Origin of the sequence: Stenotrophomonas sp. (genome assembly GCF_031995405.1) — a bacterium.
Lineage (GTDB): Bacteria > Pseudomonadota > Gammaproteobacteria > Xanthomonadales > Xanthomonadaceae > Stenotrophomonas.
The window spans coordinates 1-24,404 of sequence record NZ_DAMAGC010000061.1; the positions used below are offsets into that span (position 1 = coordinate 1).

At 67.6% G+C, this 24,404-nt stretch carries 24 protein-coding genes; 14 read left to right on the plus strand and 10 right to left on the minus strand.

All coding sequences use genetic code 11. The annotated features are described in order from the left end of the window. Window positions 1-392 precede the first annotated feature (392 nt). The 4 genes from RTO53_RS11990 to RTO53_RS12005 all read right to left on the minus strand — a co-directional run bounded on the left by RTO53_RS11990 (window position 393) and on the right by RTO53_RS12005 (window position 5,335). On the minus strand, window positions 393-3,452 hold the full coding sequence (locus RTO53_RS11990; RefSeq protein WP_312238000.1) for a TonB-dependent receptor: 3,060 nt from the start codon (window positions 3,450-3,452) through the stop codon (window positions 393-395). A 130-nt stretch (window positions 3,453-3,582) separates the two neighbouring features. Then, window positions 3,583-4,620: a LacI family DNA-binding transcriptional regulator gene (locus tag RTO53_RS11995; protein WP_312238001.1), complete on the minus strand. Its 1,038-nt coding sequence runs from the start codon at window positions 4,618-4,620 to the stop codon at window positions 3,583-3,585. Window positions 4,621-4,769: 149 nt separating this feature from the next. After that, window positions 4,770-5,039, minus strand: a complete 270-nt coding sequence (locus RTO53_RS12000; protein ID WP_312238002.1) for a BolA family protein — start codon at window positions 5,037-5,039, stop codon at window positions 4,770-4,772. Continuing rightward, entirely contained in the window at window positions 5,036-5,335 is a 300-nt protein-coding gene (locus RTO53_RS12005) for a YciI family protein (protein WP_312238003.1), read from the minus strand. The genes RTO53_RS12000 and RTO53_RS12005 overlap by 4 nt, the downstream gene beginning before the upstream one ends. Window positions 5,336-5,680: 345 nt before the next feature. On the opposite strand from RTO53_RS12005, the gene RTO53_RS12010 reads away from it, so the two are divergent. The 3 genes from RTO53_RS12010 to RTO53_RS12020 are packed head-to-tail and all read left to right on the plus strand — an operon-like array spanning window position 5,681 to window position 9,368. After that, a complete protein-coding gene (locus RTO53_RS12010) occupies window positions 5,681-6,586 on the plus strand; it encodes a ScpA family protein (RefSeq protein ID WP_256775596.1) in 906 nt (301 codons plus the stop codon). A gap of 15 nt (window positions 6,587-6,601) precedes the next feature. Beyond that, window positions 6,602-7,546, plus strand: coding sequence for an SMC-Scp complex subunit ScpB (gene scpB, locus RTO53_RS12015; RefSeq protein ID WP_312238004.1), 945 nt, complete (start codon window positions 6,602-6,604; stop codon window positions 7,544-7,546). Then, window positions 7,539-9,368, plus strand: a complete 1,830-nt coding sequence (locus RTO53_RS12020; RefSeq protein ID WP_312238005.1) for a pseudouridine synthase — start codon at window positions 7,539-7,541, stop codon at window positions 9,366-9,368. Before scpB ends, RTO53_RS12020 begins: the two co-directional genes overlap by 8 nt. 110 nt (window positions 9,369-9,478) lie before the next feature. Here the strand turns inward: RTO53_RS12020 and RTO53_RS12025 are convergent, their stop codons facing one another. From RTO53_RS12025 to RTO53_RS12035, 3 genes are all read right to left on the minus strand, one after another. After that, window positions 9,479-9,913: a hypothetical protein gene (locus RTO53_RS12025; protein ID WP_256775599.1), complete on the minus strand. Its 435-nt coding sequence runs from the start codon at window positions 9,911-9,913 to the stop codon at window positions 9,479-9,481. Window positions 9,914-10,005: 92 nt separating this feature from the next. Continuing rightward, on the minus strand, window positions 10,006-10,839 hold the full coding sequence (locus RTO53_RS12030; RefSeq protein ID WP_312238006.1) for an amidohydrolase: 834 nt from the start codon (window positions 10,837-10,839) through the stop codon (window positions 10,006-10,008). After that, the gene (locus tag RTO53_RS12035; protein WP_312238007.1) at window positions 10,839-11,987 is read right to left on the minus strand and encodes a pyridoxal phosphate-dependent aminotransferase; all 1,149 of its coding nucleotides are present in this window, start codon (window positions 11,985-11,987) and stop codon (window positions 10,839-10,841) included. Before RTO53_RS12035 ends, RTO53_RS12030 begins: the two co-directional genes overlap by 1 nt. A gap of 119 nt (window positions 11,988-12,106) precedes the next feature. On the opposite strand from RTO53_RS12035, the gene ccmA reads away from it, so the two are divergent. The 11 genes from ccmA (at window position 12,107) to RTO53_RS12090 (ending at window position 20,501) form a co-directional block, all read left to right on the plus strand. Further along, the gene (ccmA, locus tag RTO53_RS12040) at window positions 12,107-12,763 is read left to right on the plus strand and encodes a heme ABC exporter ATP-binding protein CcmA (protein ID WP_312238008.1); all 657 of its coding nucleotides are present in this window, start codon (window positions 12,107-12,109) and stop codon (window positions 12,761-12,763) included. Then, a complete protein-coding gene (ccmB, locus tag RTO53_RS12045) occupies window positions 12,760-13,455 on the plus strand; it encodes a heme exporter protein CcmB (RefSeq protein ID WP_312238009.1) in 696 nt (231 codons plus the stop codon). The genes ccmA and ccmB overlap by 4 nt, the downstream gene beginning before the upstream one ends. Window positions 13,456-13,551: 96 nt before the next feature. Next, window positions 13,552-14,328: a heme ABC transporter permease CcmC gene (gene ccmC, locus RTO53_RS12050; protein WP_312238010.1), complete on the plus strand. Its 777-nt coding sequence runs from the start codon at window positions 13,552-13,554 to the stop codon at window positions 14,326-14,328. Beyond that, a complete protein-coding gene (locus tag RTO53_RS12055; protein WP_312238011.1) occupies window positions 14,325-14,510 on the plus strand; it encodes a heme exporter protein CcmD in 186 nt (61 codons plus the stop codon). Before ccmC ends, RTO53_RS12055 begins: the two co-directional genes overlap by 4 nt. Continuing rightward, window positions 14,507-14,968 (plus strand): cytochrome c maturation protein CcmE, encoded by a 462-nt coding sequence (gene ccmE / locus RTO53_RS12060; protein WP_312238012.1) that lies wholly within the window; start codon window positions 14,507-14,509, stop codon window positions 14,966-14,968. Before RTO53_RS12055 ends, ccmE begins: the two co-directional genes overlap by 4 nt. Continuing rightward, a complete protein-coding gene (locus RTO53_RS12065; protein ID WP_312238013.1) occupies window positions 14,969-16,882 on the plus strand; it encodes a heme lyase CcmF/NrfE family subunit in 1,914 nt (637 codons plus the stop codon). 16 nt (window positions 16,883-16,898) lie between these two features. Next, window positions 16,899-17,510, plus strand: coding sequence for a DsbE family thiol:disulfide interchange protein (locus tag RTO53_RS12070; protein WP_312238014.1), 612 nt, complete (start codon window positions 16,899-16,901; stop codon window positions 17,508-17,510). Window positions 17,511-17,562: 52 nt separating this feature from the next. Then, window positions 17,563-17,964: a cytochrome c-type biogenesis protein gene (locus RTO53_RS12075; RefSeq protein ID WP_312238019.1), complete on the plus strand. Its 402-nt coding sequence runs from the start codon at window positions 17,563-17,565 to the stop codon at window positions 17,962-17,964. Beyond that, the gene (locus RTO53_RS12080) at window positions 17,958-18,974 is read left to right on the plus strand and encodes a tetratricopeptide repeat protein (protein ID WP_312238020.1); all 1,017 of its coding nucleotides are present in this window, start codon (window positions 17,958-17,960) and stop codon (window positions 18,972-18,974) included. The genes RTO53_RS12075 and RTO53_RS12080 overlap by 7 nt, the downstream gene beginning before the upstream one ends. Before the next feature lie 70 nt (window positions 18,975-19,044). Beyond that, window positions 19,045-20,157, plus strand: a complete 1,113-nt coding sequence (locus tag RTO53_RS12085; protein WP_312238015.1) for a homoserine O-acetyltransferase — start codon at window positions 19,045-19,047, stop codon at window positions 20,155-20,157. A gap of 50 nt (window positions 20,158-20,207) precedes the next feature. Beyond that, entirely contained in the window at window positions 20,208-20,501 is a 294-nt protein-coding gene (locus tag RTO53_RS12090) for a DUF1294 domain-containing protein (protein WP_312238021.1), read from the plus strand. Between the two features lie 141 nt (window positions 20,502-20,642). On the opposite strand, the gene RTO53_RS12095 is transcribed toward RTO53_RS12090, so the two are convergent. The 3 genes from RTO53_RS12095 to RTO53_RS12105 form a co-directional block, all read right to left on the minus strand. Continuing rightward, on the minus strand, window positions 20,643-21,581 hold the full coding sequence (locus tag RTO53_RS12095) for an alpha/beta hydrolase (protein WP_312238016.1): 939 nt from the start codon (window positions 21,579-21,581) through the stop codon (window positions 20,643-20,645). Between the two features lie 113 nt (window positions 21,582-21,694). Further along, a complete protein-coding gene (gene cydC, locus RTO53_RS12100) occupies window positions 21,695-23,380 on the minus strand; it encodes a thiol reductant ABC exporter subunit CydC (protein WP_312238017.1) in 1,686 nt (561 codons plus the stop codon). Further along, window positions 23,377-24,404: ATP-binding cassette domain-containing protein (locus RTO53_RS12105; protein WP_312238018.1), on the minus strand; the 1,028-nt coding region annotated here is incomplete at its 5' end. The genes cydC and RTO53_RS12105, both read right to left, overlap by 4 nt.

Sequence of the window (24,404 nt, forward strand, 5' to 3'; positions counted from 1 at the left end):
AGCTCGGGCTTCATCGGGCGCGGCGGCACGTCGGCCTCGACCAGGATCACCGGCGGCTTCGGCTTTTCGGGCTTGTCCGGCGCCTGCTTCTGGCACCCGGCGATGGCCACGGAGAGCAACGCCAGCGACACCATCCGAGATGCATTCATCGACCACCACCTTTTGCCCATGTTCGTGCTGGAGAGCATAGCCTCAACCAAGCTGAAATCGTTTACAGATCACGATCCAAAAAAATCCGCCGGGGCGGATGTCGGTATACCGGTGTTGCCAACCGCACACGCGCTTGCCCATCAGGATACGGCAAGCGCCTGTACAGTCCCGCCGACCGGCCCAAGCCGGCCGGCGGTACTGCCCGGCACCGCCCCTGGGGACGATGCCGGCTGTTGCAGGAATCAGAAGCGGAAGCCGACTTCCGCCTTGACCTGGCGCGGCGTACCGACGATGTCGCCGGTCTCGTTGTAGCTGGCCAGCAGCTTGCCGTTGGTCTTGGTGTAGTTGTAGTTGGAGAAGTTGTCGAAGTTGAAGACGTTGATGATGTCGATACGCGCATACAGCTCGGTATCGCCCGGCATCTTGAACGTCTTGGTGGCCTGCAGGTCGACCGAGCGGTAGCCGAAGATCTTGCCACCGAGCAGGAACTTGCCATTGCCGTTGGGCACTGCGGCGCCCGGGGTCGGCAGGTCGTAGCCGGTCGACTGGGTGACCGGGTACCAGTCGTTCACCGCGGTCGGGGTGGCCAGGGTGATCTTGCCGCCGAAGGTGATGTCCCAGAAGCCGGCATACGAACCGGTGAGCACCAGGCGGTGGCGCGGCGCGCCGTTGGAGCGGATGGTCGGGTAGTCCTCGATCAGGCCACGGTCGAACGCGTACTTCTCATTGATGTCGCGGTTGTGGCGTGCGGTCGTCCAGGTGTAGGCGATGGAGGTGCCCCAGCCGCTTTCCTTGGTGAACGGCTTCTGCGCCGACAGCAGCACCTGCGTTGCGCGCGTCTTGATGCCCTGCTGGCCGATGATCAGGCTGCCGAAGCCCGGCACGTTGCAGCTCCAGGCCTGGCTCAGGCCCGGGTCGGTGCCGCCGCACAGGCGCGGGTCATCGAAGAACTGGCCGGTGGGGTAGCGGTTGCCCAGGGTGAAGGCGAAACCGTCGTAGCTCAGCGTGCGCGCGATGGTGGCATCGGTCAGCCAGTCACCGACCTGGTTGCTCATGCCGAGGCTGAACTGATCCGAGTACGGCACCTTCAGGTTGTTGTTCAACAGGTCCACTTCCAGACCGGCATTGCTGGTCGAGCCGACCAGCGCCTGCAGGTTGCCGATGCCGTTGAGCAGGTTCGGGTTCCAGTCGTAGCAGGCAGCCTGGCCATTGAGGCAGCTGCCGGTGGCCGGGTTGCGGAAGTAGATGGTCGGCTGCGGCAGGGCCAGCTTGGTGGTTTCCAGCTGCAGGTTGTCGAACAGGTCGCGATCGTAGGAACGACCGGCGCCACCGTGGATCACGTGCTGCTCGTCGGCATTGATGTCATACGAGAAGCCCAGGCGCGGCTGCCAGGCATCCTTGAATGCCTTGCGGTTGTGGCCGTTGCTGATGTAGTTGCTGATGTCCAGCCCGCCCAGCGCCAGCGAATCGGCGTAGGTCTGGCCCGCGGCAGCGCGCGGATCCTGCGAGTAGATCGCGTCGACCACGGCCTGCGGGGTCACGAAGTCCAGGTAGGACGGGGTCTTTTCGTAGTCCCAGCGCAGGCCGATGTTCAGCTGCAGGTGGTCGTTGACCTGCCAGTCGTCCTGGATGAACAGGCCGATCTGCTTGGACTTCGAACGCACCTCACCGGACACGCCCGACACGCCGGTCACCGGCTTGACGAACTGCGCCTTGTACGGGATGTCGGACGGGAAGTCCGGATCGCCCAGCGAGTAGGTGAACTGCGGATTGATCTGCGCCGCGTCGGAGGCGTACAGGTCGATCTGCTTGTACTTGGCGCCCATCTTGATGGTGTGGTCACCGGCCCACTGGATGCCATCCAGGGTCAGGTTGTCTTCAATCGCCCAGCCCTTCTGGCCCTTCACCTGCGAATCCAGCGCCGAGGCGCCACCGATCTTCACCAGGGTACGGTCTTCGGTGCCGTCCGGCGCGGTGTAGGTGAAGCCGTTGCCCAGGGTCAGCGGGGTCGGGTTGTTGAACGAATCTTCATGGGTGAGCATCATTTCGTTGTAGTAACGCTCGCCGCTGTGGTTCCAGCGCAGCGCGTAACGACGATCGGTGTTGACCACTTCACGGCCGGCTTCCGGCGCGGTCTGGCCACTGAACTGCTGCTGGGTCTCGTCGCGGTCCTGGAAGCTCAGCTCGATGCGATCGTTGTCGGTCGGCTCGAAGTCGATCTTGGCGAAGATCAGGTCCTGCTCGAACGGCTGGCTCGACGGGCCGAGGCCGGCGGCGGCGTCTGCCGGCAGCAGGCCGACGCGGTTGGTGACCGAGCCTTCCGGCGCGATGGTGACCGGCAGGTCGAAGCGCTTGGCTTCATAGGTCACGAAGAAGTGGGCCTTGTCCTGGATGATCGGGCCACCCAATGCAAAACCGTACTCCTTCTCGGCCGACGCCTCCTTGGTCTGGCCAGCCTGACGCTCGGCCGGGGTCTTGGCGCGCATGTCTTCGTTGGTGTAACGGTAGAAGGTTTCACCCTTGAACTCGTTGGTACCGGACTTGGTGGCCGCGGTCACGGCCGCGCTCGACACCTGGCCGTATTCGGCCTTGTAGTTGCCGCTGATGACCTTGTATTCGCCGATGGCCAGCTGCGGGAACGGGTTGCCGGCGCTGCCGGACTGGCCGGCCACGCCGCCGCCCTTGACGTAGCTCTTCTGGCCCACGCCGTCGATGTAGACGTTGGTGCCGTCGGCATTGGTGGCGCCGCCGCGCAGCGAGGTGTTGCCCTTGGCATCACGGGTGAAGATCATGCCCGGGACCGCGTCGGCGAATTCCAGGAAGTTGCGCGACACCTGCGGGGTGGTCTGGATCTGCTGCAGGCTGACCGTCTTGCCCACTTCGGAAGTACGCACTTCCTGCAGCAGGGTCGGCGCAACGACGTTGACCGTGTCCAGGTTGGTGGCGTTGGCGGTGCTGCCGTTGGCCGGCGCGCCGCCGAAGTTCAGGGTCGCGGTGGAGGCAACGGTCACCGTCACCTTCTGGGTCTGGCCATTGGCCACGACGTCGTAGGTGCCCGGATCCAGGCCCATCAGCGAGTAGCTGCCATCGGCGCGGGTGGTCGCGCGGCGCACGGTGCCGCTGGCCAGGTTGGTCGCGGTCACTTCGGTACCGGCCTCGGCCTGGGCGACCTGGCCGCGCAGCGAGGAGGTGGCCGACTGCGCCATCAGGCTCGGGGCGGCGCCCAGCATCAGGCAGGTGACCAATGCACTCGTCAGCAGGCTGCGGGCCGGCGTGCGATTGCGGTGATTGGAATACGTCATGTAAATCTCCGGGTGGTGGTGGCCGTCTTTGCGGCCCCTGTCGTTTTTTTACTGCGTTGTTTGAATGCATCACGACCAAGGGTCGTGATCTACAGCGTGATTTTGTCGCGTCACAACCAGCGGTCGTGATCTACACAGTGGTACGAGGCTTGCTTGAGTCACGCACGATCAGGCTCGGTACAAGCGTCTGCTTGTCGCCGGCCGCTTCCGTGTTGTTGCTGTCCATCAACTGCAACAGACGCGTCATCGCCTTATCGCCGAGGTCGGCGATACTCACCTGCATCGTGGTCAACGAAGGGTGAACGAAACGCGCCAGCGGAATGTCGTCGAAGCCCGCCAGGGCGACATCGGCCGGCACCCGCACGCCTGCCTGCGCGAACGCATACAGACAACCGAGCGCCATCATGTCGTTGGCAGCGAACACCGCATCGGGCAGCGCACCGGCTGCCAGCAACTCCTGTCCGGCGCGATGGCCGGAGGCTTCGTCAAAGTCACCGGGCAACTCGATGCCTGCCGCGTCCGCGCCGAAGGCGGACAACGCATCGCGGAAACCGCGCAGGCGTTCGCGGGCATCGAAGTTGAGATCCGGACCAGAAATGAAGGCGATGCGGCGGTGGCCGACATCGAGCAGATGGCGGGTCATCGCCATCGCGCCGGCATGGTCATCGATGCTCAGCACCGGATGATCCTGCTCGGGCAGATAGGTATTGATCAGCACCGTCGGCAGCGACTGCGGCAGGTTGTCGGTGAGGAAACCCGGGCTTTCCGCATACGGGGACAGCACCAGCAGGCCGTCCACCCGGCCACGCATCGCGCGCAGCGCGGCCCCCTGCTGCTCCTGGTCGCCGTGATAGCTGGACACCAGCAGGTGCTGGCGACGCTCACGGGCGACCCCGTCGATGCCGCGCATCAACTCGGAGAAGAACTCGCCGTACAGGTCGGGCAGGACCACGCCAATGGTGTTGGTGCGCCGGCTGCTCAGGCTGCGGGCCGCCGCATGCGGGGTGTAGCGCAGACGCGCAGCCACCTCCAGCACCAGCTTGCGCACCGGTTCGGCGACGTTTTCGTGTCCATTGAGCGCACGCGAGACCGTGGCCACGGAGACCCGGGCTTCGCGGGCTACATCTTTGATTGTGATGGCTGCCTTGTTCACTTCGCCGCCCTCCACGGCTTAGAGATCTGGGGCTTGGCGCGGAATGTAAGCGTTTTCAATCCTGAATGTAAACACTACGTTAGGCCAATGTCGTACGGCGGTAACGCAAACCTGTCCCTGGCGGGGCCCCAGTGGACTCGCCAGGACAAGGCGGGACAAGGGTTTCAGCGGTTTTTGGCCGGTGCCTCGGCGCGGATGGACAGCGCGTGGATATCGGTGTCCATCATGCTGCCCAGGGCGGCATAGACGGCCCGGTGGCGCGCAAGTGGCAGCTGCCCCTCGAACACGGCACTGACCACATGCACGTTGAAATGGCCGCGACCGTCGCGCGCGCCCGCATGCCCCGCATGCCGGTGGCTGTCGTCCTCCACCTCCAGCAGCTCCGGGTCCAGCGCCTGCTGCAGGGCCGCGCGGATGCGCTCGACCCGGTTCACGGCAGCACCTTGCGGAACGGGCGCACCTGCACGCGGGTGTAGACCCCCGCCGCCACATACGGGTCGGCATCGGCCCAGGCCTGGGCCAGTTCGAGCGAGGCGAATTCGGCAATCACCACGCTGCCGCTGAAGCCGGCCGGACCCGGGTCCTCGCTGTCGATCGCCGGGCACGGCCCGGCCAGCAGCAGCCGGCCCTCATCGCGCAGCGCGGTCAAACGGGCCAGATGCGCCTCGCGCACCGACATACGGGCGGCCAGCACGTCCGCGCCGTCATAGCCTTCAATCACATACCACACAGGCAACTCCAGGGTTCAGCTAAACGAACCCGGCGATTCTAGCCCGCCTCGCTGGACACTGCCGGCCTGAACCCGTACTCTTGGGTCCATTGCACGTGGCTGGACGCAGCAGCCCCGTCGGCACAAGGCTTCACCGCCACCCGACGACCGACCCGCTGCCCCACACCAGCACACGTAGACGACCTCCTTGTAGTTCTGTCGCTGCCCATCGCGGCGCGCCTTTGTGTTCGAAGTGTGGAACCGCGCCGACCCAGGCGTGTCATGGCCAGCCATCGTACCGCCCGGAATGCTCCGGCCGCGGGCACGGCGCGGCGACCGGTCCGTTGCAATACAGACGTCAACTTGATGACCTCCGAACTCGCGCTCGACGCGAACCCGCAAACCCGGCCGACCGCCCCACAGCAGCAGGAAATGCCGCTGGCCGTGGTGCATGGTCAACCGGTCCTGCAGATTCCGCAGGACCTGTACATTCCGCCGGATGCGCTGGAAGTCATCCTGGACGCCTTCGAAGGTCCGCTGGACCTGCTGCTGTACCTGATCCGCCGGCAGAACCTGGACATCCTGGACATCCCGGTGGCCGAGATCACCCGCCAGTACGTCGAGTACATCAACGTCATGCAGGAGCTGCGCTTCGAACTGGCGGCCGAGTACCTGGTGATGGCGGCGATCCTGGCCGAAGTGAAGTCGCGGATGCTGCTGCCGCGGCCGCCCAGCATCGAGGGCGAGGAAGCCGATCCGCGCGCCGAGCTGGTGCGCCGGCTGCAGGAGTACGAGCGTTTCAAGCAGGCCGCCGAGGACATCGACAGCCTGCCCCGCCAGGACCGCGACACCAGCCTGGCCCATGCCTTCGTTCCCGACCGGGCTGCGGTGAAGCTGCCGCCGCCGGTGGACCTGAAGGAAATGCTGGTGGCGTTGTACGACGTGCTCAAGCGCGCCGAGCTGTTCACCGGCCACGCGATCAAGCGCGAGGCCCTGAGTGTCCGCCAGCGCATGGGCGATGTGCTGGGCCGGCTGGAAGATGGCCGGTTCTACCGTTTTGAATCGCTGTTCACCGCTGAAGAAGGCAAGCTCGGGGTGCTGGTCACCTTCCTGGCCCTGCTCGAACTGGCCAAGGAACAGCTGCTGGACATCGTCCAGGAAGCACCGCTGGCGCCGATCTACGTCAAATCCCTGGCCGCCGGCAACACCAACGAACCGCTGCAGTTCAACAGCGAGTTCGACGACGCCGACGCCGCCAACGCATCCGACTGAGCACCCGACCCACGCATGGATCAACCACTGATCAACCGTATTGTCGAAGGCGCGCTGCTGGCCTCCAGCCAGCCGCTGACGCTGGCGCAGCTGCAGGGCCTGTTCCCCGAAGAGGAGCCGGCACCGCCGGGCAGCATCGAACGCGCGCTGGAACTGCTGCGCGAGGCCTGCGCCGATCGCGGCGTGGAGCTGGTCGAGGTGGCCTCCGGCTTCCGCTTCCAGGTCACCAGCGAGGTCCACGGCTACATCACCCGGCTGTGGACCGAGCGCAAGACCCGCTACACCCGCGCCACCCTGGAAACCCTGGCGCTGATCGCCTATCGCCAGCCGATCACCCGCGGCGAGATCGAGCAGGTGCGCGGCGTGGCGGTGAGCAGCAACATCATCCAGGCCCTGGAGGAGCGCGAATGGATCCGCGTGATCGGCCATCGCGACGTACCCGGCAAGCCGGCCTTGTTCGGCACCACCAAGGGCTTCCTGGATTACTTCGGGCTCAAGCGCCTGGACGAGTTGCCGCCGCTGTCCGAGCTGCGCGATCTGGGCGAACTGGAACCGCAGCTGCCGCTGGACAACGACGGCCAGCCGGCCGGTCGCCTGGCCGCCGGCGCGTCCACCCCGGATGCGGCGCTGGACGGCGACGCGGCCAATGACGATACCGACCTGCCACTGGCAGGTGAAGAAGAATCGCAGGACAATTCACCCGTCGGCGCGCAGATCCCCGCCCCCGACGCTGCTGCAGAAACAGATACCGAATTCAACGCGCCGTTGTCGCCCCGCGACGACGACGCTGGAATGACCGCCCCTGATGGCGAACCCGATACCGCGCCGGGAGAGCGCGCGGCGCCCCAGAACGAAACCGAAAACAACGCCGTCGCGAAGACGACCGTGGCTGTTGACGAAGCCGATCCCGAACCAGAGGCCGACGCACCCGTCGCCGGCCGGAGCCAAGTAAATGAGTGACACCCCCCGCAAGCCGTCTTTGAACAAGCTTTCGCTCAAGCGCGAAACCGCCACCGACCAGCCCAAGCTGGAAGAACGCCTGCACAAGGTGCTGGCCCAGGCCGGCCTCGGTTCGCGCCGCGCGCTGGAACAGCGCATCGCCGATGGCCTGGTCAAGGTCAACGGTGAAGTCGCGCAGACCGGCCAGTCGATCAAGAGCGGCGACAAGGTCGAGCTGGACGGCCGTGGCTTCGTCGCCACCGCGCTGACCGAAACCTCGCGCGTGCTGGCCTACAACAAGCCCGAAGGCGAAGTAACCACCCGCGAAGACCCCGAAGGTCGCCCGACCGTGTTCGAAGCGCTGCCTGCCCTCAAGGGCGCGCGCTGGATCGCGATCGGCCGCCTGGACATCAACACCACCGGCCTGCTGCTGGCGACCACCGACGGTGAGCTGGCCAACGCGATGATGCACCCCTCCTACGAGGTCGAGCGCGAGTACGTCGTGCGCGTGCGTGCACCGGAAGGCGAAGAGAAGGTGCCGGACAACATCGTCGACCGCCTCGCCCGTGGCGTGGCGCTGGAAGACGGCCCGGCCAAGTTCGACGAGATCGAACGCATCGGCGGCACCGATTCGCACGACTGGTTCCGCGTGGTCGTCAAGGAAGGCCGCAACCGCGAAGTGCGCCGCCTGTGGGAATCGCAGGGCTGCCAGGTCAGCCGCCTCAAGCGCACCCGCTACGGCAAGGTCAGCCTGCCGCGCGAACTGCTGCGCGGCCAGTCGGTCGAACTGCCGGCCAAGCAGGTCGAGGCGCTGCGCGCCGAACTGAAGCTGGAAGAAGGCGCGCCGTCGGCGCTGACCCTGCAGCCGGTGATCGGCCAGCGTCGCGCCGCCAAGACCACCGTGCGCGTGTCGCGCGACGGTGCCCGCAGCAATGCCTACGTCAACGGCCACAACTCGGCCGATGAAGGCCGCGAACTGCGTCGTTTCGACAACGTGCGCGAAGAGCGCGGCCGTGGTCGCGGTGGCAAGGGCGGCGGTTTCAAGGGTGGCCTGACGGTCAGCGGCGAAGCGGCGGCCAAGCAGTCGCAGCGTCCGTTCAAGGCGCGCCCGGACAAGGGCAACCGGGCACTTCCGGAAGGCAACCCGGCCGCATTCCGCAGCTGGTACGTGCCGGACGGGGTGAGCACCGGTCCGAGCGGCCACCGCAATGCCGGCCCGGGCGCAGCCCGTGGCCCCGGCGCACGTGGTCCGGGTGCCGGCGCAGGTGCCGGCGGCCAGGGTCGCCCGTACGGCAAGCCAAAGGGTCCGGGCGGCGCAGGCGGTCCGGGACGCGGCAGTTACGGCGGCGGCGCTGAAGGCCGCGGCGGCTATGCCGGCGGTGGTGGTTACGGCGGCGAGAATCGCGGTGGCGAAAGCCGCGGCGGTTACGGCGGCCAGGGGCGTCCGGCCGGCGCAGGCGCCGGTGGCAACCGTGGTGGCCAGGGCGGCCAGGGTCCGTCGCGTCATCCGTACGGGCACCCGGGCAACGCCCCGAGCTTCCCGTCCGACCACGCCAATCCGGGCGTCAGCCCGTACGGCAGCGCGCGTCCGGCCGGTAATCGCGGTCCGGGTGGTCCGGGTGGTCCCGGCGGCAATCGCGGTCCCGGTGGTCCGGGCAGCCGGGGTCCCGGTGGCGCCAGTGCACGCGGTCCCGGTGGCAACCGTGGTCCGGGCGGTCCGGGCGGCAACCGTGGCCCGGGCGGCCCCGGCGGTCGCGGTCCCGGCGGCCCGGGCGGTCGTCCCGGCGGCAGCCGTGGTCCGGGCGGCGGCGGTCACCGTGGCGGCGGCCCGCGCGGCGGCTGATCACGGATAGGCTGAGATCAAAAAACCCCGGCTTCGGCCGGGGTTTTTTATTGGGGCTGCGCCGACAAAACCGGTAGAGCCACCCCATGGGTGGCTGCACGTGGATGCCCTCAGCGACGCTCGATGGTGAACTTGCCCAGGCCCACGCCCAGGTCCCAGCCCTTGCCGGTGCCGGCCAGTGCCAGCGACACGTCGCCCTTGGTCATCACCTGCGCGTTGCTGGATTTATCCGCGCCGGCATGCGCCTCGACCGAGGCATACGAGCCGATCAGGTCATCCAGCGAATAGGCGCCGGAGAACTTGCCCTTGCCGTCGACGATCTTGGACTTGCCCACGGTCAGCCCGCCGCCCTTGACGGTGATCTTGACCGGGATGCGCGCGCCGTTGTCGCAGCTGATGGTGCCGGTACCGGAGGCGGTCTTGTACAGCACCGACCAGCCGGCCAGGTTGTAGTGCAGTTCGCAGTCGATGTTGCCGGCCGCCTGCGCCGCCGGAACCGCGGAAATACCCGCCAGTGCGATCAATGCCAGGGAAAACTTCTTCATGCAATCCGCTCGTACTCAGTGGGTGACGAGCCGAATCTAGCAGCGGCGGCGTATGGCCCGGATGAGGCCACGCGCCGCCATCAGGCGACCGTTCAGCCAGCGTCGACCGGGCCGTCCAGGGTGAACGCGTCCGCATCGAGCATCGCCGGGAAGCGGGCGCGGTGCGCGGCCAGTGCGGCCGCTGAAATGGTGGTGGTGACCACCTGCTCCACCTCGCGCACTTCCACCTGCGGCTGGCCGAGGAAGTCGATCACCGCGCTGTCGCCGGCGTAATGCAGTTCGTTGCCGTCCACGCCGACCCGATTGACCGCGGCGACATAGCAGAGGTTCTCGATCGCGCGCGCGCGCAGCAGCGTGCGCCACGGATATGCGCGGGCCGAGGGCCAGTTGGCGACGAAGATCTGCAGGTCGAAATCCAGCTCGCCCGGACGCTCCACGTCGAAGCGGTTGCGGCAGAACACCGGGAAACGTAGGTCGTAGCAGACCTGCGGATTGATCCGCCAGCCCTTCCATTCCACGCTCAGGCGCTCGCTGCCGGCGGCATAGCGCAGGTGTTCGTTGCCGTAACGGAACAGGTGGCGCTTGTCGTAATGCTGCAGCTCGCCGTCCGGGGTGGCCCACAGCAGCCGGTTGTAGACGCCCTGCCCCACGCGCAGCTGCACGCTGCCGGTGACCGCCGCGCCCAGCCGTGCCGCCTGTTCGCGGATCCAGGCCACGGTCGGGCCGTCCATGCCTTCGGCCTTGTCGATGGCCTCGTTGGAGAAACCACTGGTGAAGGTTTCCGGCAGGATCACCAGGTCGGTCTGCCCGGCCAGCGGCGCCAGCAGCGCGCCGTAATGATCCCGGTTGCCGGCCGGATCGTGCCAGCGGGTGTTCCCCTGGACCAGGGAGATGCGCAGGTCGGGACGTTCGGCGCTGGCGCTCATCACAGCACCTGCAGGCGGGCGATCGCCGCGTCCAACGTGGCTTCGTTCTTGGCGAAGCACAGCCGGACCAGACGCTGGCCCTGCGGCGGGGTCTCGTAGAACGGCGACAGTGGAATCGCGGCCACGCCCTTTTCAATGGTTAGCCACTTCACGAACTCATGGTCCGGCAGATCGCTGATCGCCGAATAATCCACCAGCTGGAAGTAACCGCCGGGCACCGGCAGCGGGGTCAGCCGGGTGGTCAGCAGCTGCTCGCGGAAGCGGTCGCGCTTGGCCTGGTAGAACGCGCCCAGTTCCAGGTGATGTTCGGGCTCGTCACGGATCATCGCGGCGAAGCCGTACTGGGCCGGACCGAAACTGGTGAAGGTGTTGTACTGGTGCACCTTGCGGAACTCGGCGCTCATCGCCGGCGGCGCGATCGCATACCCGATCTTCCAGCCGGTGCAGTGGTAGGTCTTGCCGAAGCTGGAGATCACGAACGCGCGCTCGCGCAGTTCCGGGTAGCGCAGCGCCGATTCATGGCGACGACCATCGTAGATGATGTGCTCGTACACCTCATCGGAGATCAGGTAGATGCCGGTGCCGCGCAGCACGTCGGCCAGCGCCTGCATGTCATCGGCGGTCAACATGGCCCCGGACGGGTTGTGCGGGGTGTTGACCATCAGCAGGCGGGTGCGCGGGGTGATCGCCGCGCGCACGCGGTCCCAGTCCACCGCGAAGGTCTGCGGGTCCAGCGGCACATGCACCGCACGCGCGCCGGCCAGGTCGATGGCCGGCTCGTAGCAGTCGTAGGCCGGGTCGAGCACGATCACTTCCTCACCCGGGCGCACCACCGCGTGGATGGCGTTGAAGATCGCCTCGGTGGCACCACTGGTCACGGTGATCTCGGTGTCCGGGTCCACCTGCGCGCCGTACAGGTCCAGCGACTTCCGCGCGATGGCCTGGCGCAGCGGCGCCACCCCGGTCATCGGCGGATACTGGTTCAGCCCGGCCTGCATGGCCGTGATGGTTTCATCGAGCAGGCGCTGCGGTGCGGAGAAATCCGGAAACCCCTGGCCCAGATTCACGGCGCCATGCTCGGCGGCCAGCTGGGACATCACGGTGAAGATGGTGGTGCCCACCTTGGGCAGCTTGGTTTGCGGTTGCATCGGCAGGATCGGAAAAGAGATGACGAAGCGTCAGTGTAGACGGTAGGTCCCCACCGTTGGTGGGTGCCCCCCTGCGCCCATTACACTGTCCGCCCTTTCCGGTGCAAAGATCCCGCCCCTTGAACGCTCCTCCGTTGCTGGCCGCCCATGGCCTTGGCTTCAGTCGCAACGATGAGCCGGTCTTTGGCCCGCTCGATTTCCACATCGATGCCGGCGAAGCGCTGCTGGTGCAGGGCGACAACGGCGCCGGCAAGACCACCCTGCTGCGGGTGCTGGCCGGGCTGCTGCGCGCCGATACCGGGCAGGTGCAGATCGACGGGCGCCCGGCCGGGCACAAGGAGCGTTCGCAGTTCGTGGCCTACCTGAGCCACCTGCCGGCGCTGAAGTCCGACCTGGACACCCTGGAAAACCTGCACTTCCTGTGCGGCCTGCACGGCCGGCGCTCGCGCCAGATGCCGGGCAATGCGCTGGCCATCGTCGGCCTGGCCGGCTACGAGGACACCCTGGTGCGGCAGCTGTCGGCCGGGCAGAAGCGGCGCCTGGCGCTGGCACGGATCTGGCTGTCGCCGGCACCGCTGTGGCTGCTCGACGAGCCCTACGCCAACCTCGACCTGGACGGCATCAACCTGGTGAACCGGATGATTTCCGCGCACCTGCGCAGCGGTGGCGCGGCCCTGGTCACCACCCACGGCGCGTATGCCGCCCCGCCCGTGCAGACCCGCCTGCTCACGTTGGGAGCGGCGCAGGACCCGGCACAACCGGAGATGGCGGCATGATCGCGCCCGGCACCGAACCCGGCCTGTGGCAGACCGCGCGGGCGCTGGCCCGCCGCGACCTCAAGCTGCTGTGGCGGCGCCGTGGCGATGCGCTGCAACCGCTGATGTTCGCGGTGCTGGTGGTGGTGCTGTTTGCCCTGGCGCTTGGCCGCGAGCCGGCCCTGATGGCCCAGGTCGGCCCGGCGGTGCTGTGGCTGGCGGTGCTGCTGGCCGGCCAGCTGGCACTGGATTCCCTGTTCCGCAGCGATGCCGAGGACGGCTCGCTGGAGCAATGGCTGCTGGCCCCGGTGCCGTTGGCCTGGCTGGTGCTGGTGCGGGTACTGCTGCACTGGGCCACCACCGCCCTGCCACTGATCGCGATCGCCCCGCTGCTGGCCGAAATGCTGCACGTGCCACATGACCAACTGCCGATCCTGCTGGCATCGTTGCTGCTGGGAACGCCGTTGTTGAGCCTGATCGGCGGCGTGGTTGCCGCACTGACCGTGGGCATCCGACGCTCTGGTATTCTCGTGGCGTTGCTGGCGTTGCCGCTGTATGTGCCGGTGCTGGTGTTTGGCGCAGGCAGCGTGGCCGCCGCAGCGCGCGGGCAGGATCCGGTCGGTGCGCTGCTGTTGCTCGGCGCCGGGTTGGTGGTGGCACTGGTGCTCGCACCGCTGGCCACCGCCGCGGCCATCCGGATTTCACTGCAGTGAGCCATCGTCCACCGCATCATCGTTTCCAGCGTCATCGTTCAACAAGCCGCTCCACGTCCGTTGAATCGTCGCCCTTCGTTGGATAACCACCGCCGTATGCATCCGATTGTCCGCTGGTTCCACCAAACCGCTTCGCCGCCCCACTTCGACCGCTTTGCCGCGCGCTGGTCGCGGGTGTTCTACGTGGCGGCGGTGCCGGTGCTGCTGATCGGGATCTGGCAGGGCCTGTTCGTGGTGCCGCCGGAGCAGAGCCAGGGCGATGCCTTCCGCATCATCTACATCCACGTGCCCAGCGCGTGGATGAGCCTGTTCGTGTTCGCGCTGATGGCGCTGTACGCGGCCATCGCGCTGGTCTGGCGGATCAAGATCTGCGAAATCCTGGCGATGGCCTGCGCGCCGATGGGTGCCGGCTTCACTCTGATCACCCTGCTCACCGGCAGCATCTGGGGCAAGAGCACCTGGGGTACGTGGTGGGACTGGGACCCGCGCATGACCAGCGAGTTGATCCTGCTGTTCCTGTACCTGGGCGTGATCGGACTGTATTACGCCATCGAAGACCGCCGCAGCGCCGCGCGCGCGGCCGGCCTGCTGGCGATCGTCGGGGTGGCCCTGCTGCCGGTGATCCGTTATTCGGTGGACTGGTGGGGCGGGCTGCACCAGCGCCAGTCGATCAACATGTTCGGCGACAACGCGGTCCGTCCGGAGCTGATCGCGCCGCTGTGGTGGATGGTGGTGGGTACCAAGCTGTGGTTCGCCGGTTCGCTGCTGGCCAAGGCGCGGGCCGACAACCTGCTGCGCGAAGCGGGCAAGGCGTGGGTCGGCGAGCGTATCGGCAGCGGTGACCCCACCGTTGACCCGGAGCCGTCGCGATGACCCACCTGCCCTTCATCATTGCCGCCTTTGCGGTGTTCGGGCTGGTGCTGTGTTTCGACGCATTCGGTTCGTGGCTGCGCCTGCGCCTGGCACGCTGGCAGGCCAGGCATCGCCAGCAACGGCTGCAGGCGCGTGCCAAGCCGCCGAGCAGCGCCACGCCCGCCACGGAGTTGAGCCGATGACCCCGGTACAGCGCCGTCGCATGATCTGGGTGCTGCTGGTGCTGCTTGCCTCGGGGCTGGCCACCACGCTGGTCGCCTTCGCCCTGCAACGCAATATCGCCTATCTGTACACACCGGCCGAAGTGCTGCGCGGCGATGTCGATCCGCAGTCGCGGTTCCGCCTCGGCGGGATGGTGGTGAAGGGCTCCTTCGAGCGCGCCAGCGGTTCGCTGGAAGCGCATTTCGTGGTGACCGACGGCGATGCCACCTTGCCGGTAAGCACCTCGCGGATCCTGCCGGACATGTTCCGCGAAGGCACCGCCGTGGTCGCCATGGGCCGGTTGCAGGACGGCCGCTTCATCGCCGATGAAGTGCTGGCCAAGCACGATGAGAATTACATCCCCAAGGAAGTGGCCGACAAGATGGGCCAGGCGCACACCAGGCACGACGTGCCCGTCACCGCACCCGAGGTGCGCTGAGTGCTGCCCGAGCTGGGGCAGATCCTGTTGGTGGCGGCGCTGTTGATGGCCGTGCTGCAGGCGGTGTTGCCCCTGTGGGGGGCGCAGCGCGGGTACCCGGCATGGATGGCGGTCGCGCGGCCCGCCGCCTACGCGCAGCTGGTGCTCCTGCTCGGGGCGTTCGGCGTGCTCACCGCGGCCTTTGTCACCCAGGATTTTTCGGTGCGCTACGTCGCCGAGAATTCCAATTCGCTGCTGCCGCTGGCCTACCGCTACTCGGCGGTATGGGGCGCGCATGAAGGCTCGCTGCTGCTGTGGGCACTGGTGCTGGCGCTGTGGAACGGCGCGGTGGCGCGCTGGTCACGGCAACTGCCGATGGTGGTGCTGGCGCGGGTGCTGGGCGTGCTCGGCATCATCGGGGTGGGCTTCCTCGCCTTTCTGATCTTCACCTCCAACCCGTTCGCGCGGCTGCTGCCGGCGCCACTGGAAGGCCACGACCTCAACCCGCTGCTGCAGGATCCGGGGCTGATCATCCACCCGCCGATGCTGTACCTGGGCTACGTCGGCTTTGCGGTGCCGTTCGCCTTCGCCATCGCCGCACTGCTCGAAGGGCGCGTGGATGCGCGCTGGCTACGCTGGACCCGGCCCTGGACCAACGTGGCCTGGGGCTTTCTCACCCTGGGCATCGCACTCGGCAGCTGGTGGGCGTACTACGAGCTGGGCTGGGGCGGCTGGTGGTTCTGGGATCCGGTGGAGAACGCCAGCTTCATGCCGTGGCTGGCCGGTGCGGCACTGATCCATTCGCAGGCGGTCACCGAAAAACGCGGCAGCTTCGCCAGCTGGACGCTGCTGCTGGCCATTGCCGCCTTCGCGCTGTCGCTGCTGGGCACCTTCCTGGTGCGTTCGGGCGTGCTGACCAGCGTGCATTCGTTCGCCGCCGATCCCTCGCGCGGCACCTTCATCCTGATCTTCCTTGCCCTGGTGATCGGTGGTGCACTGCTGCTGTACGCACTGCGTGCCGGGGCGCTGGGCAACGACGATCCGCGCCGCGGTTTCATGCCGACCTCGCGCGAGACGCTGTTGCTGGCCAACAACCTGCTGCTGGCCGCCGCCTGCGCGATGGTGCTGCTGGGCACGCTGTACCCGCTGCTGGCCGATGCGCTGGGGCTGGGCAAGGTCTCGGTCGGCCCGCCCTACTTCGGCACGCTGTTCCTGCTGCTGATGACGCCACTGGTGGCGCTGCTGCCGTTCGGCCCGCTGGTCAACTGGCAGCGCGACCAGGCCTCGCGCACGCTGGCGATGCTGGCACCGTGGGCGGCCTTGGCGCTGCTGCTGGGCGTCATTGCGTACTTCATGGCGCCGCAGGGCCAGCTCAAGACCGCCGCCGGGGTCACCGCGGCGGCGTGGGTCGCCTTCGGCACCGCGCGCTTCGTGTGGACCCGCCTGCGCGGCAATGGGCGCTTCAACGCCGAGATGGTCGGCATGCTGCTGGCCCATGGCGGCGTGGCGGTATTCCTGGCCGGCGCGTTGCTGGTGGAGGCGTTGAACGTGCAGCGCGAGGTCGCCCTGGCGCCGGGGCAATCGCTGCAGGTGAGTGGCTATGTGCTGCGTTTTGAAGGCGTGGACCACCAGCAGGGACCCAACTACAGCGCCGACCGCGGCCATGTGCGGGTCATGCAGGGCAACCGCCAGATCGCCCTGCTGCACCCGGAAAAGCGCGCCTATGCCAGTGGCGGCCAGACGATGACCGAAGCCGGCATCCACGCCCGCCTCAACGGCGATATCTACGTGGCGCTGGGCGAGCCGCTGGGCAACAATGCATGGGCGGTACGCGTGCACGTCAAACCCTTCGTCCGCTGGATCTGGCTGGGCGCATTGCTGATGGCACTGGGCGGCTTCGTCACCGCCGCCGACCGCCGTTTCCGTCGTCCCTGAGTCCTGGAGTTTCCCCGTGTCCGATCCGCGTTCCGCCTCCCGTCCCCTGCCGCCCGTGGCCATCGTCATCGGCGTGCTGTTCTTCTTCGGGCTGCTCGGGCTGATGGTGTACGGGGTGATGAAGTCCGGCGCGCCCGATCGCGACGTACTGCCCTCGGCACTGATCGGCAAGCCGGCCCCGGCCTTCATCCTGCCCGTGCTGCACGACCCGACCATCAAGGTGAGCAGCACCGAACTGCGCGGCGCGCCGTACGTGCTCAACGTGTGGGGCAGCTGGTGCGCGGCCTGCCGCGAAGAACATCCCATCCTCACCCGTTTCGCCGAGACCAAGCGGGTGCGGGTGATCGGCTACAACTGGAAGGACGAACCGGCCGATGCGTTGCGCTGGCTGGAGCAGCTGGGCAACCCGTTCGTGCTGGTGTTGAGCGACCTCGAAGGCCGCACCGCCATCGACTGGGGCGTCACCGCCGCACCGGAGACCTTCCTGGTCGACGCCAGCGGCGTTGTGCGCTGGAAGTACAGCGGCGCGCTCAGTCAGCGCGTCATCGACACCCAGCTCATTCCCGAACTGGCCAAGGTGGAACGCGCCAATGCCAATGCCCAGAACCGTCTGCCGGCCGCGCCGTAACGTGCGCTGCGGCCGCGTGCTGCTCGCCGCGCTGTTCGCCGCGGCGCTGCTGATGCCGTTGGCCGCGTTGGCCCAGGCGGTCTCCGACCCGACCCCACTGCACTATCGCGATGCCGCCGAAGAGGCGCGCTTCCATGCGCTGGCCGCCGAACTGCGCTGCGTGCAGTGCCAGAACCAGTCGCTGGCCGATTCCAATGCGCAGATCGCCCACGACCTGCGCCGTGAAGTGCTCACGCTGATGCAACAGGGCCGCGACGACGCGCAGATCAAGCAGTTCCTGGTCGACCGCTATGGCGAGTTCGTGCTGTACCGGCCACCGATGGATGCGCGCAACAGCCTGCTGTGGTTCGGCCCGGCCGTCCTCCTGCTGGGCGGTGCCGGCGTGCTGGTGTGGGTGGTGCGTCGGCGCAGCCGGCAGATCCAGCCGATGGACGACACCGGGGAGCGCTGGTGAGCGCTGTTCTGCCGATCCTGGCCGCGCTGGCCACCGCCCTCGTCGCGGCGCTGGTGTTGTGGCCGCTGCGCGGTACAGGACGACGCGCGCCGTTCATCGCCATGGTGCTGGCCATCGGCGCCGCGGCCGGTGCGCTGTATCTGCTGGTGGGCACCCCGCAGGCCGCCGTGCAGATGGCCGACCCGCGCGAGCCGGCCACGCTGCGTGATGGCGTGGCGGAGCTGCAGCAGGCGCTCGCGCGCGATCCACAGCGCGCCGATGGCTGGGCCCTGCTTGGCCGCTCGCAACTGGCGCTGGGCAAGCTGGCCGAGGCCAACGCCGCGTATGCGCGTGCCCTGCAGCTGGCACCGGATGAGCCCGCCGTGCTGGTCGAAGCCGCACAGGCCCGCGCCCAAGCCGACCCGGGCAAGCAGTTCGACGACACCGCACTGCAGTGGCTGCGCCATGCACAGCAGATTGCCCCGGACAGCGAACGCGCCGGCTGGTTGATCGGCATCGCGCTGCGCCAGCGCGGGCTCGATGCCGAAGCGGCGACCACCTGGGAAGCCTTGCTGCCGCGACTGGATCCGCCCGCTGCAACTGCGCTTCGCGAGCAGATCGCCATCGCCCGCGAGAAGGCCGGTGTTCCTGCCGCCGCGACCGCATCGGTGAGCGCATTGCGCAGCCAGGGACTGGTCGTCACCGTTGCCCTGGACCCGGCATTTGCCGCCCGCGCGCGCCTGCTCGCCGGTGCCAGCGTGTTTGTGATCGCCCGCATGCCTGGCGGCCCGCCGATGCCGGTGGCCGTGGAAAAACACGCGCTCGGCGACCTGCCGCTACGGGTGACGCTGGATGACGCGGACAGCCCGATGCCGACCCAGCCGTTGTCCGCACTGCAGGAGGTGGAGGTGTTCGCACGCGTGTCCGCGTCCGGGCAGGCCAACCGGCAGGAAGGCGACATCGACTCGCCGCTGGTCCGCGTGCGCCTGCCGCATGACGGTGCCGTGCCGCTGGTGATCGGCACGCCGTGACTGCGGCCGCCGCGATGCAGCGTGCCGCCACTGACACGGCGTATCACCCCGACCCGGCTAAAATGCGCGCATGACTGAATTCATCCCGCCCGGCACGCGCTACCACGCCCTGCCCTCGCCTTTCCCGTTCAAGCGCGGTGGCCAGCTGCTGGACGCGCACGTGGCCTATGAAACCTGGGGTACGCTGGATGCGCAGGCCAGCAACGCGGTGCTCATCGTCACCGGCCTGTCGCCCGACGCGCACGCCGCCGCCAACGCCGACAACCCGGCCGCCGGCTGGTGGGAGGGCATGCTCGGCCCGGGCAAGGCCATCGACACCGACCGCTGGTTCGTGGTCTGCGTGAACTCGCTGGGCAGCTGCAAGGGCTCCACCGGCCCGGCCACCATCAACCCGGCCACCGGCGCACTGTACCGCCTGCAGTTCCCCGAACTGTCGATCGAAGACGGCGCGCGCGCCGCGGTCGAGGTGGTGCGTGCGCTGGGCATCGCGCAACTGGCCTGCGTGATCGGCAACTCGATGGGCGGCATGACCGCGCTGGCCGTGTTGCTGTTGCATCCGGGCATCGCGCGCAGCCACATCAACATCTCCGGCAGCGCACAGGCGCTGCCGTTCTCGATCGCCATCCGCTCGCTGCAGCGCGAGGCGATCCGACTGGATCCCAAGTGGGACGCCGGCCGCTACAGCGACGACAGCTACCCGGAATCGGGCATGCGCATGGCGCGCAAACTTGGCGTGATCACCTACCGCTCGGCGCTGGAATGGGACGGCCGCTTCGGCCGCGTACGGCTGGATTCGGACCAGGCCGATGATGACCCGTTTGGCCTGGAATTCCAGGTGGAAAGCTACCTGGAAGGCCACGCACGCCGCTTCGTGCGCTTCTTCGATCCCAACTGCTACCTCTACCTGAGCCGCTCGATGGACTGGTTCGACCTGGCCGAGTACGCCGACGGCGACGTCCTCGCCGGGCTGGCGAAGATCAAGGTGGACAAGGCGCTGGCGATCGGCGCCAACACCGACATCCTGTTCCCGGTGCAGCAGCAGCAACAGATCGCCGACGGCCTGCGCGCCGGCGGCGCCGACGCGCGCTTCATCGGACTGGATTCGCCGCAGGGGCATGATGCGTTCCTGGTGGATTTCGCACGGTTCGGGCCGGCGGTGGGCGAGTTCCTGCAGGCACTGTGAAGCACGCCCGACGCTACATCGCGCTGGCCGCGGCAGGCGCGTTGATCGCCATGACCGCCACCGGCCTGTTGCCATTGTGGCTGGGCGGCTGGTACGCCCTCACCAGCGTGCTGGCATTCGCGCTGTACGGCCACGACAAACGCGCCGCCCGCCTGGGCAACTGGCGCACCCCCGAACGCACCCTGCAGCTGCTCGCCTTCGCCGGCGGCTGGCCAGGCGCGTTACTGGGGCAGTCGGTGTTTCGCCACAAGCATCGCAAGACCGCGTTCCAATGGGTCTTCGCACTATGCGTGCTGGCCAACATCGCCACACTCGCCGTGTTCCTGCGCGACATCGCCGGATGAATCCATGCAGGGCGAGCATGTTCAACTGCCCCTTGCATCATGACCGCTCCCGGCCCGCCATGAACAACCACTGGACGCCCTCCCGTTTTCATCCTCTCGTATTCCGAGACTTCCGCGATCGGATGCGGCACAGCAAGGCATTCAGAGGATCCTGATCTTCCGTAGCCACCCGACGGCATCCTGTGTCCATCGGTCGGAATCCTTGCCCTGTTTCCGAACCCCGAAGGCATGCCCGCCGGTTTCGTACACATTGAGCTCAACTTCGGCCCCCGCCTTCCGCAGTTCCCGCGCATACACCTCAGAGTAGTAGGACGGATCAACGGGATCGTCCTTGGCGTGTATCAGCAACGTCGGCGGCACATCGTTTGACACCACAATATCGGTATTGAGCTCCTGCGCCGCCAACGCTTTTGGCGTTCGGTTCTTGTGCTCCATCGTCAGGTGTCCCGGATAAACAGGGATTGCGAAGTCGGGACGGCTGCTGATGAGGTCAACCTCATCGATCGGAGCATAGGAGCGCGCGTTGAATGCGGTGCTGGACAACACCGCAAGGTGGCCACCGGCCGAGAACCCCATGACGCCGATCCTGTCCGGCTCAATCCCGTACTTCGCGGCATTGAACCGCACCAGCGACACAGCCCGCTGCGCGTCTTGCAGCGCCATCGGCACCTTGGGTGTTTCGTGTCTTCCCGCTACCGCGTTCCAGTTGCAACCGGTGTTGGGAACCCGGTACTTGACGAGGATGCAAGTGATCCCGGTATCCGTCAGCCACCGACATACATCGGCCCCATAGAGCCCGAGGCTGCTCTTGGCGCCAATACCCAGACCCTTGTAGCCGCCTCCAGGGAAAACAAGAACGGCAGCATGCACCGGATTTCTTCGCGGACGGTAGACCAGCACTGTCGGGCGGGTGAGCGCCCACTCCTCACGGGCAAGCGCCCTGATTCCATCCTTCAGAACCTGGGAGTCCTCGGGCCACAGAGGAACTTCTTCCGAATAGGTTGTCCCAGTCGCAGCCCCCACGAGGGGAGAAGCAAACAGGCAGAAGGTGGCAAGCATGGCAAGACAGGCGGTGCGCATCCGTGTCGATTCCCGTGTCGCGGCGATCCGTCGCCGGATCATTCCCGGTGCGTCCAGGCTGCGAGTATTTGGCAATGAAGATACCGGTGAACGCACCTGACCGCCCCCTCTTTTTACGCCAATTGCCCCGCGCTCAATCGATAGCTCCGATGCACGATGCCCTCCGGCAACACATCATGCGTAATCATCATCAGGCTACGGCTCCCCAGTGCCGCCACCAGGTCATGCAACAGCGCATGCGCGGTATCCACATCCAAGCCTTCAGTAGGCTCATCCAGCAGCAAAATCGGCGACTCCCGCAACAACGCCCGCGCCAACGCCAACCGCCTCGCCTGCCCGGCCGACATGGTCGCGCCGTTCTCGCCCACCCAGGCCTCCAATCCACCCAGCTGCTCTGCCCAGCCCTGCAACCGCACATCGGCCAGCACCTGCCACAGCCGCGCATCACTGGCCTGCGGATCACCCAGCCGCAGGTTGTCGGCAATGCTGCCGGCAAACACCGGCGCGTTCTGCGGCAACCAGGCGATCTGCCGGTGCCAGTCTTCCTGGCGGAACTGGCGGATATCGATGCCGCCGTAACGCACATGGCCCGCTTCCGGGTCCCACAACCGCAGCAGCAATGAGGACAGCGTGGTTTTGCCACTGCCACTGTCGCCACCGATGGCGATGCGCTCGCCCGGGTGCAGCTGGAGTTGCACGCCGTCCAGCAGCACACGCGCCTGGCCCGGCCAACGGAACACGACGCGCTCGAAACTCAACGTGGGCGCCTCTGCAGGCACCGCCACCGGGTCGAGCGGCTCGACCACGCCCGGCGCCTGCGCCACGATCTGCTCCAGGCGCCCGGCCGACACGCGGCCGGACAACCACGACTGCCAGGCCAGGCCGATACCCGCCCACAGCTCGAACAGGGCAACGGTGAGGAATACCAGCCCGGCCGCCAGCGCAGCATCGATGGCGCCGGTTTCAAAGCCGTGCAATGCCAGCCACAACATTGCCACCAGCCCAACAGCAGCACACACCCCATGCAGCGCATTGCCGCCGATCAACCGCCAGCGGCGTCGACGGTCGCGCGATTTCAGCTGTTTGGCCGCCACCAGCACGCGCAGGTTCCAATGCTCGCGCGCCTGCAGGGCGGTCAGGTCCGCCGCGCCTTCCAGGCCCTCGAAGGACTGCGCGCGCAGCTGTGCACGATGCAGCGCGCGGTCGCGCTCCTGGTCGCCGGCACCGCGCACGGTCAGCCACGGCACGCCCGCGCCGATCACCAGCGCCAGCACGCCCAGCAGCGCCGCTGCAGGCGGGTAGATGATGCCGGCGGCGATCACGCCCACCAGCGAGATGCCGCCCAGCGCCAGCAGTGGGCCGATGGCTCGCACCAGCAGGCCATCCACTTCGCCGATGTCCGACATCAACCGCGCCAGCAGCTCGCCGGTACGCACGCCGGCCAACCGCGCCGGTGCCAATGGCAACGCGCGGCGGAAGAACCACACGCGCAGGTCGCGGGCGATGCGCAGGGTGACATCGTGGCCGACCAGCTTTTCGAAATAACGCGACGCGATGCGCGCCATGGTGAGGCCACGGATGCCTGCCGATGGCGAGAAGAAGTTGAAGCCGCTGCCCAGCCCAGCCGCGCCGGCCAGTGCGGCCGCGGTAAGGAAGCCGCCGGACAACCCGAGCAGCGCGGTACCGGCCAGCATCGTGGTCCACAGCAGCAGCACGGTCAGCAGCAGGCGGCCGCGATGGCGGGTGAACACCGAGCGCAGCGAATCGGCGGCGGCGTGCGAGGGACGTTGGGTGCTCATGCCGAGGCCTCCGTGGTGGTCACCGACGTGCCCGTGGCGCTGAGCGTCAACCGCGTGTCGGCCCAGCGCATCGCCACCTCGCTATGGGTGGCGATGACCACGCTGCGGCCGCGCGCGAACGCGGCCAGGGTGCGCAGCAGGTCGGCTTCGGTATCGGCGTCGAGGAAGGCGGTGGGCTCGTCGAGCAGCAGCAGTTGCGGGTCGCGCAGCAGCAGGCGGGCCAGCCCGATGCGACGCGCTTCGCCACCGGACAGGCCGAAGCCGCGCTCGCCGATCACCGTGTCCAGGCCCTTTGGCAACGCGGCGGCGAAGCGCATCACCTGCGCCGCCTCGGCCACTGCTCGCAGGTGCGCATCGGTGGCACCGGGGTCGGCAAGGCGCAGGTTGTCGGCGATGCTGCCGTGGAACAGGTACGGGCGCTGGCCGGCATAGCCCACTTCCATGCCCGGACGCAGCACGATGCTGCCCGACTGCGGCGGCAGCCACCCGGCCAGTGCTTCGAGCAGCGTGCTCTTGCCACTGCCGCTGGGGCCGACCAGTGCAAGGCGCTGGCCTGCCTCGATCTGGAACGAGAGCTGCTGGATCACATCGTGCTGCGCGCCCAGCGGACGCAGGACCAGGTCGCGGACCACCACGGGCGGTGCGTGCTGCTCCAGCAGCTCCGGTGCGCGCGGCACGGCGGCCGGCGCATCGTCGGCATCGGAGGCCGGCGGCAGCTCACCGAGCAGGCGCTCCACCTCGGCGGCTGCGGCCAGCGCGTTGGCGCGGTCGTGGTAGTGCGCGGCCAGGCGCCGCAGCGGCGCGTAGAACTCCGGCGCGAGCAACAGGCAGAACATGCCCACGCCCAGTGTGGGCACCTGAGTGTGCAACGACATCAGGCCCAGGTAGCTCAGCCCGAAATACAGCGCGACCATGGCCACGCTGACCGAGGCGAAAAATTCCAGCACGGTGGAGGACAGGAACGCGATGCGCAGCACTTTCATGGTGCGCTCGCGCACGCCTTCGGCGGCGGCGGCCACGCCGT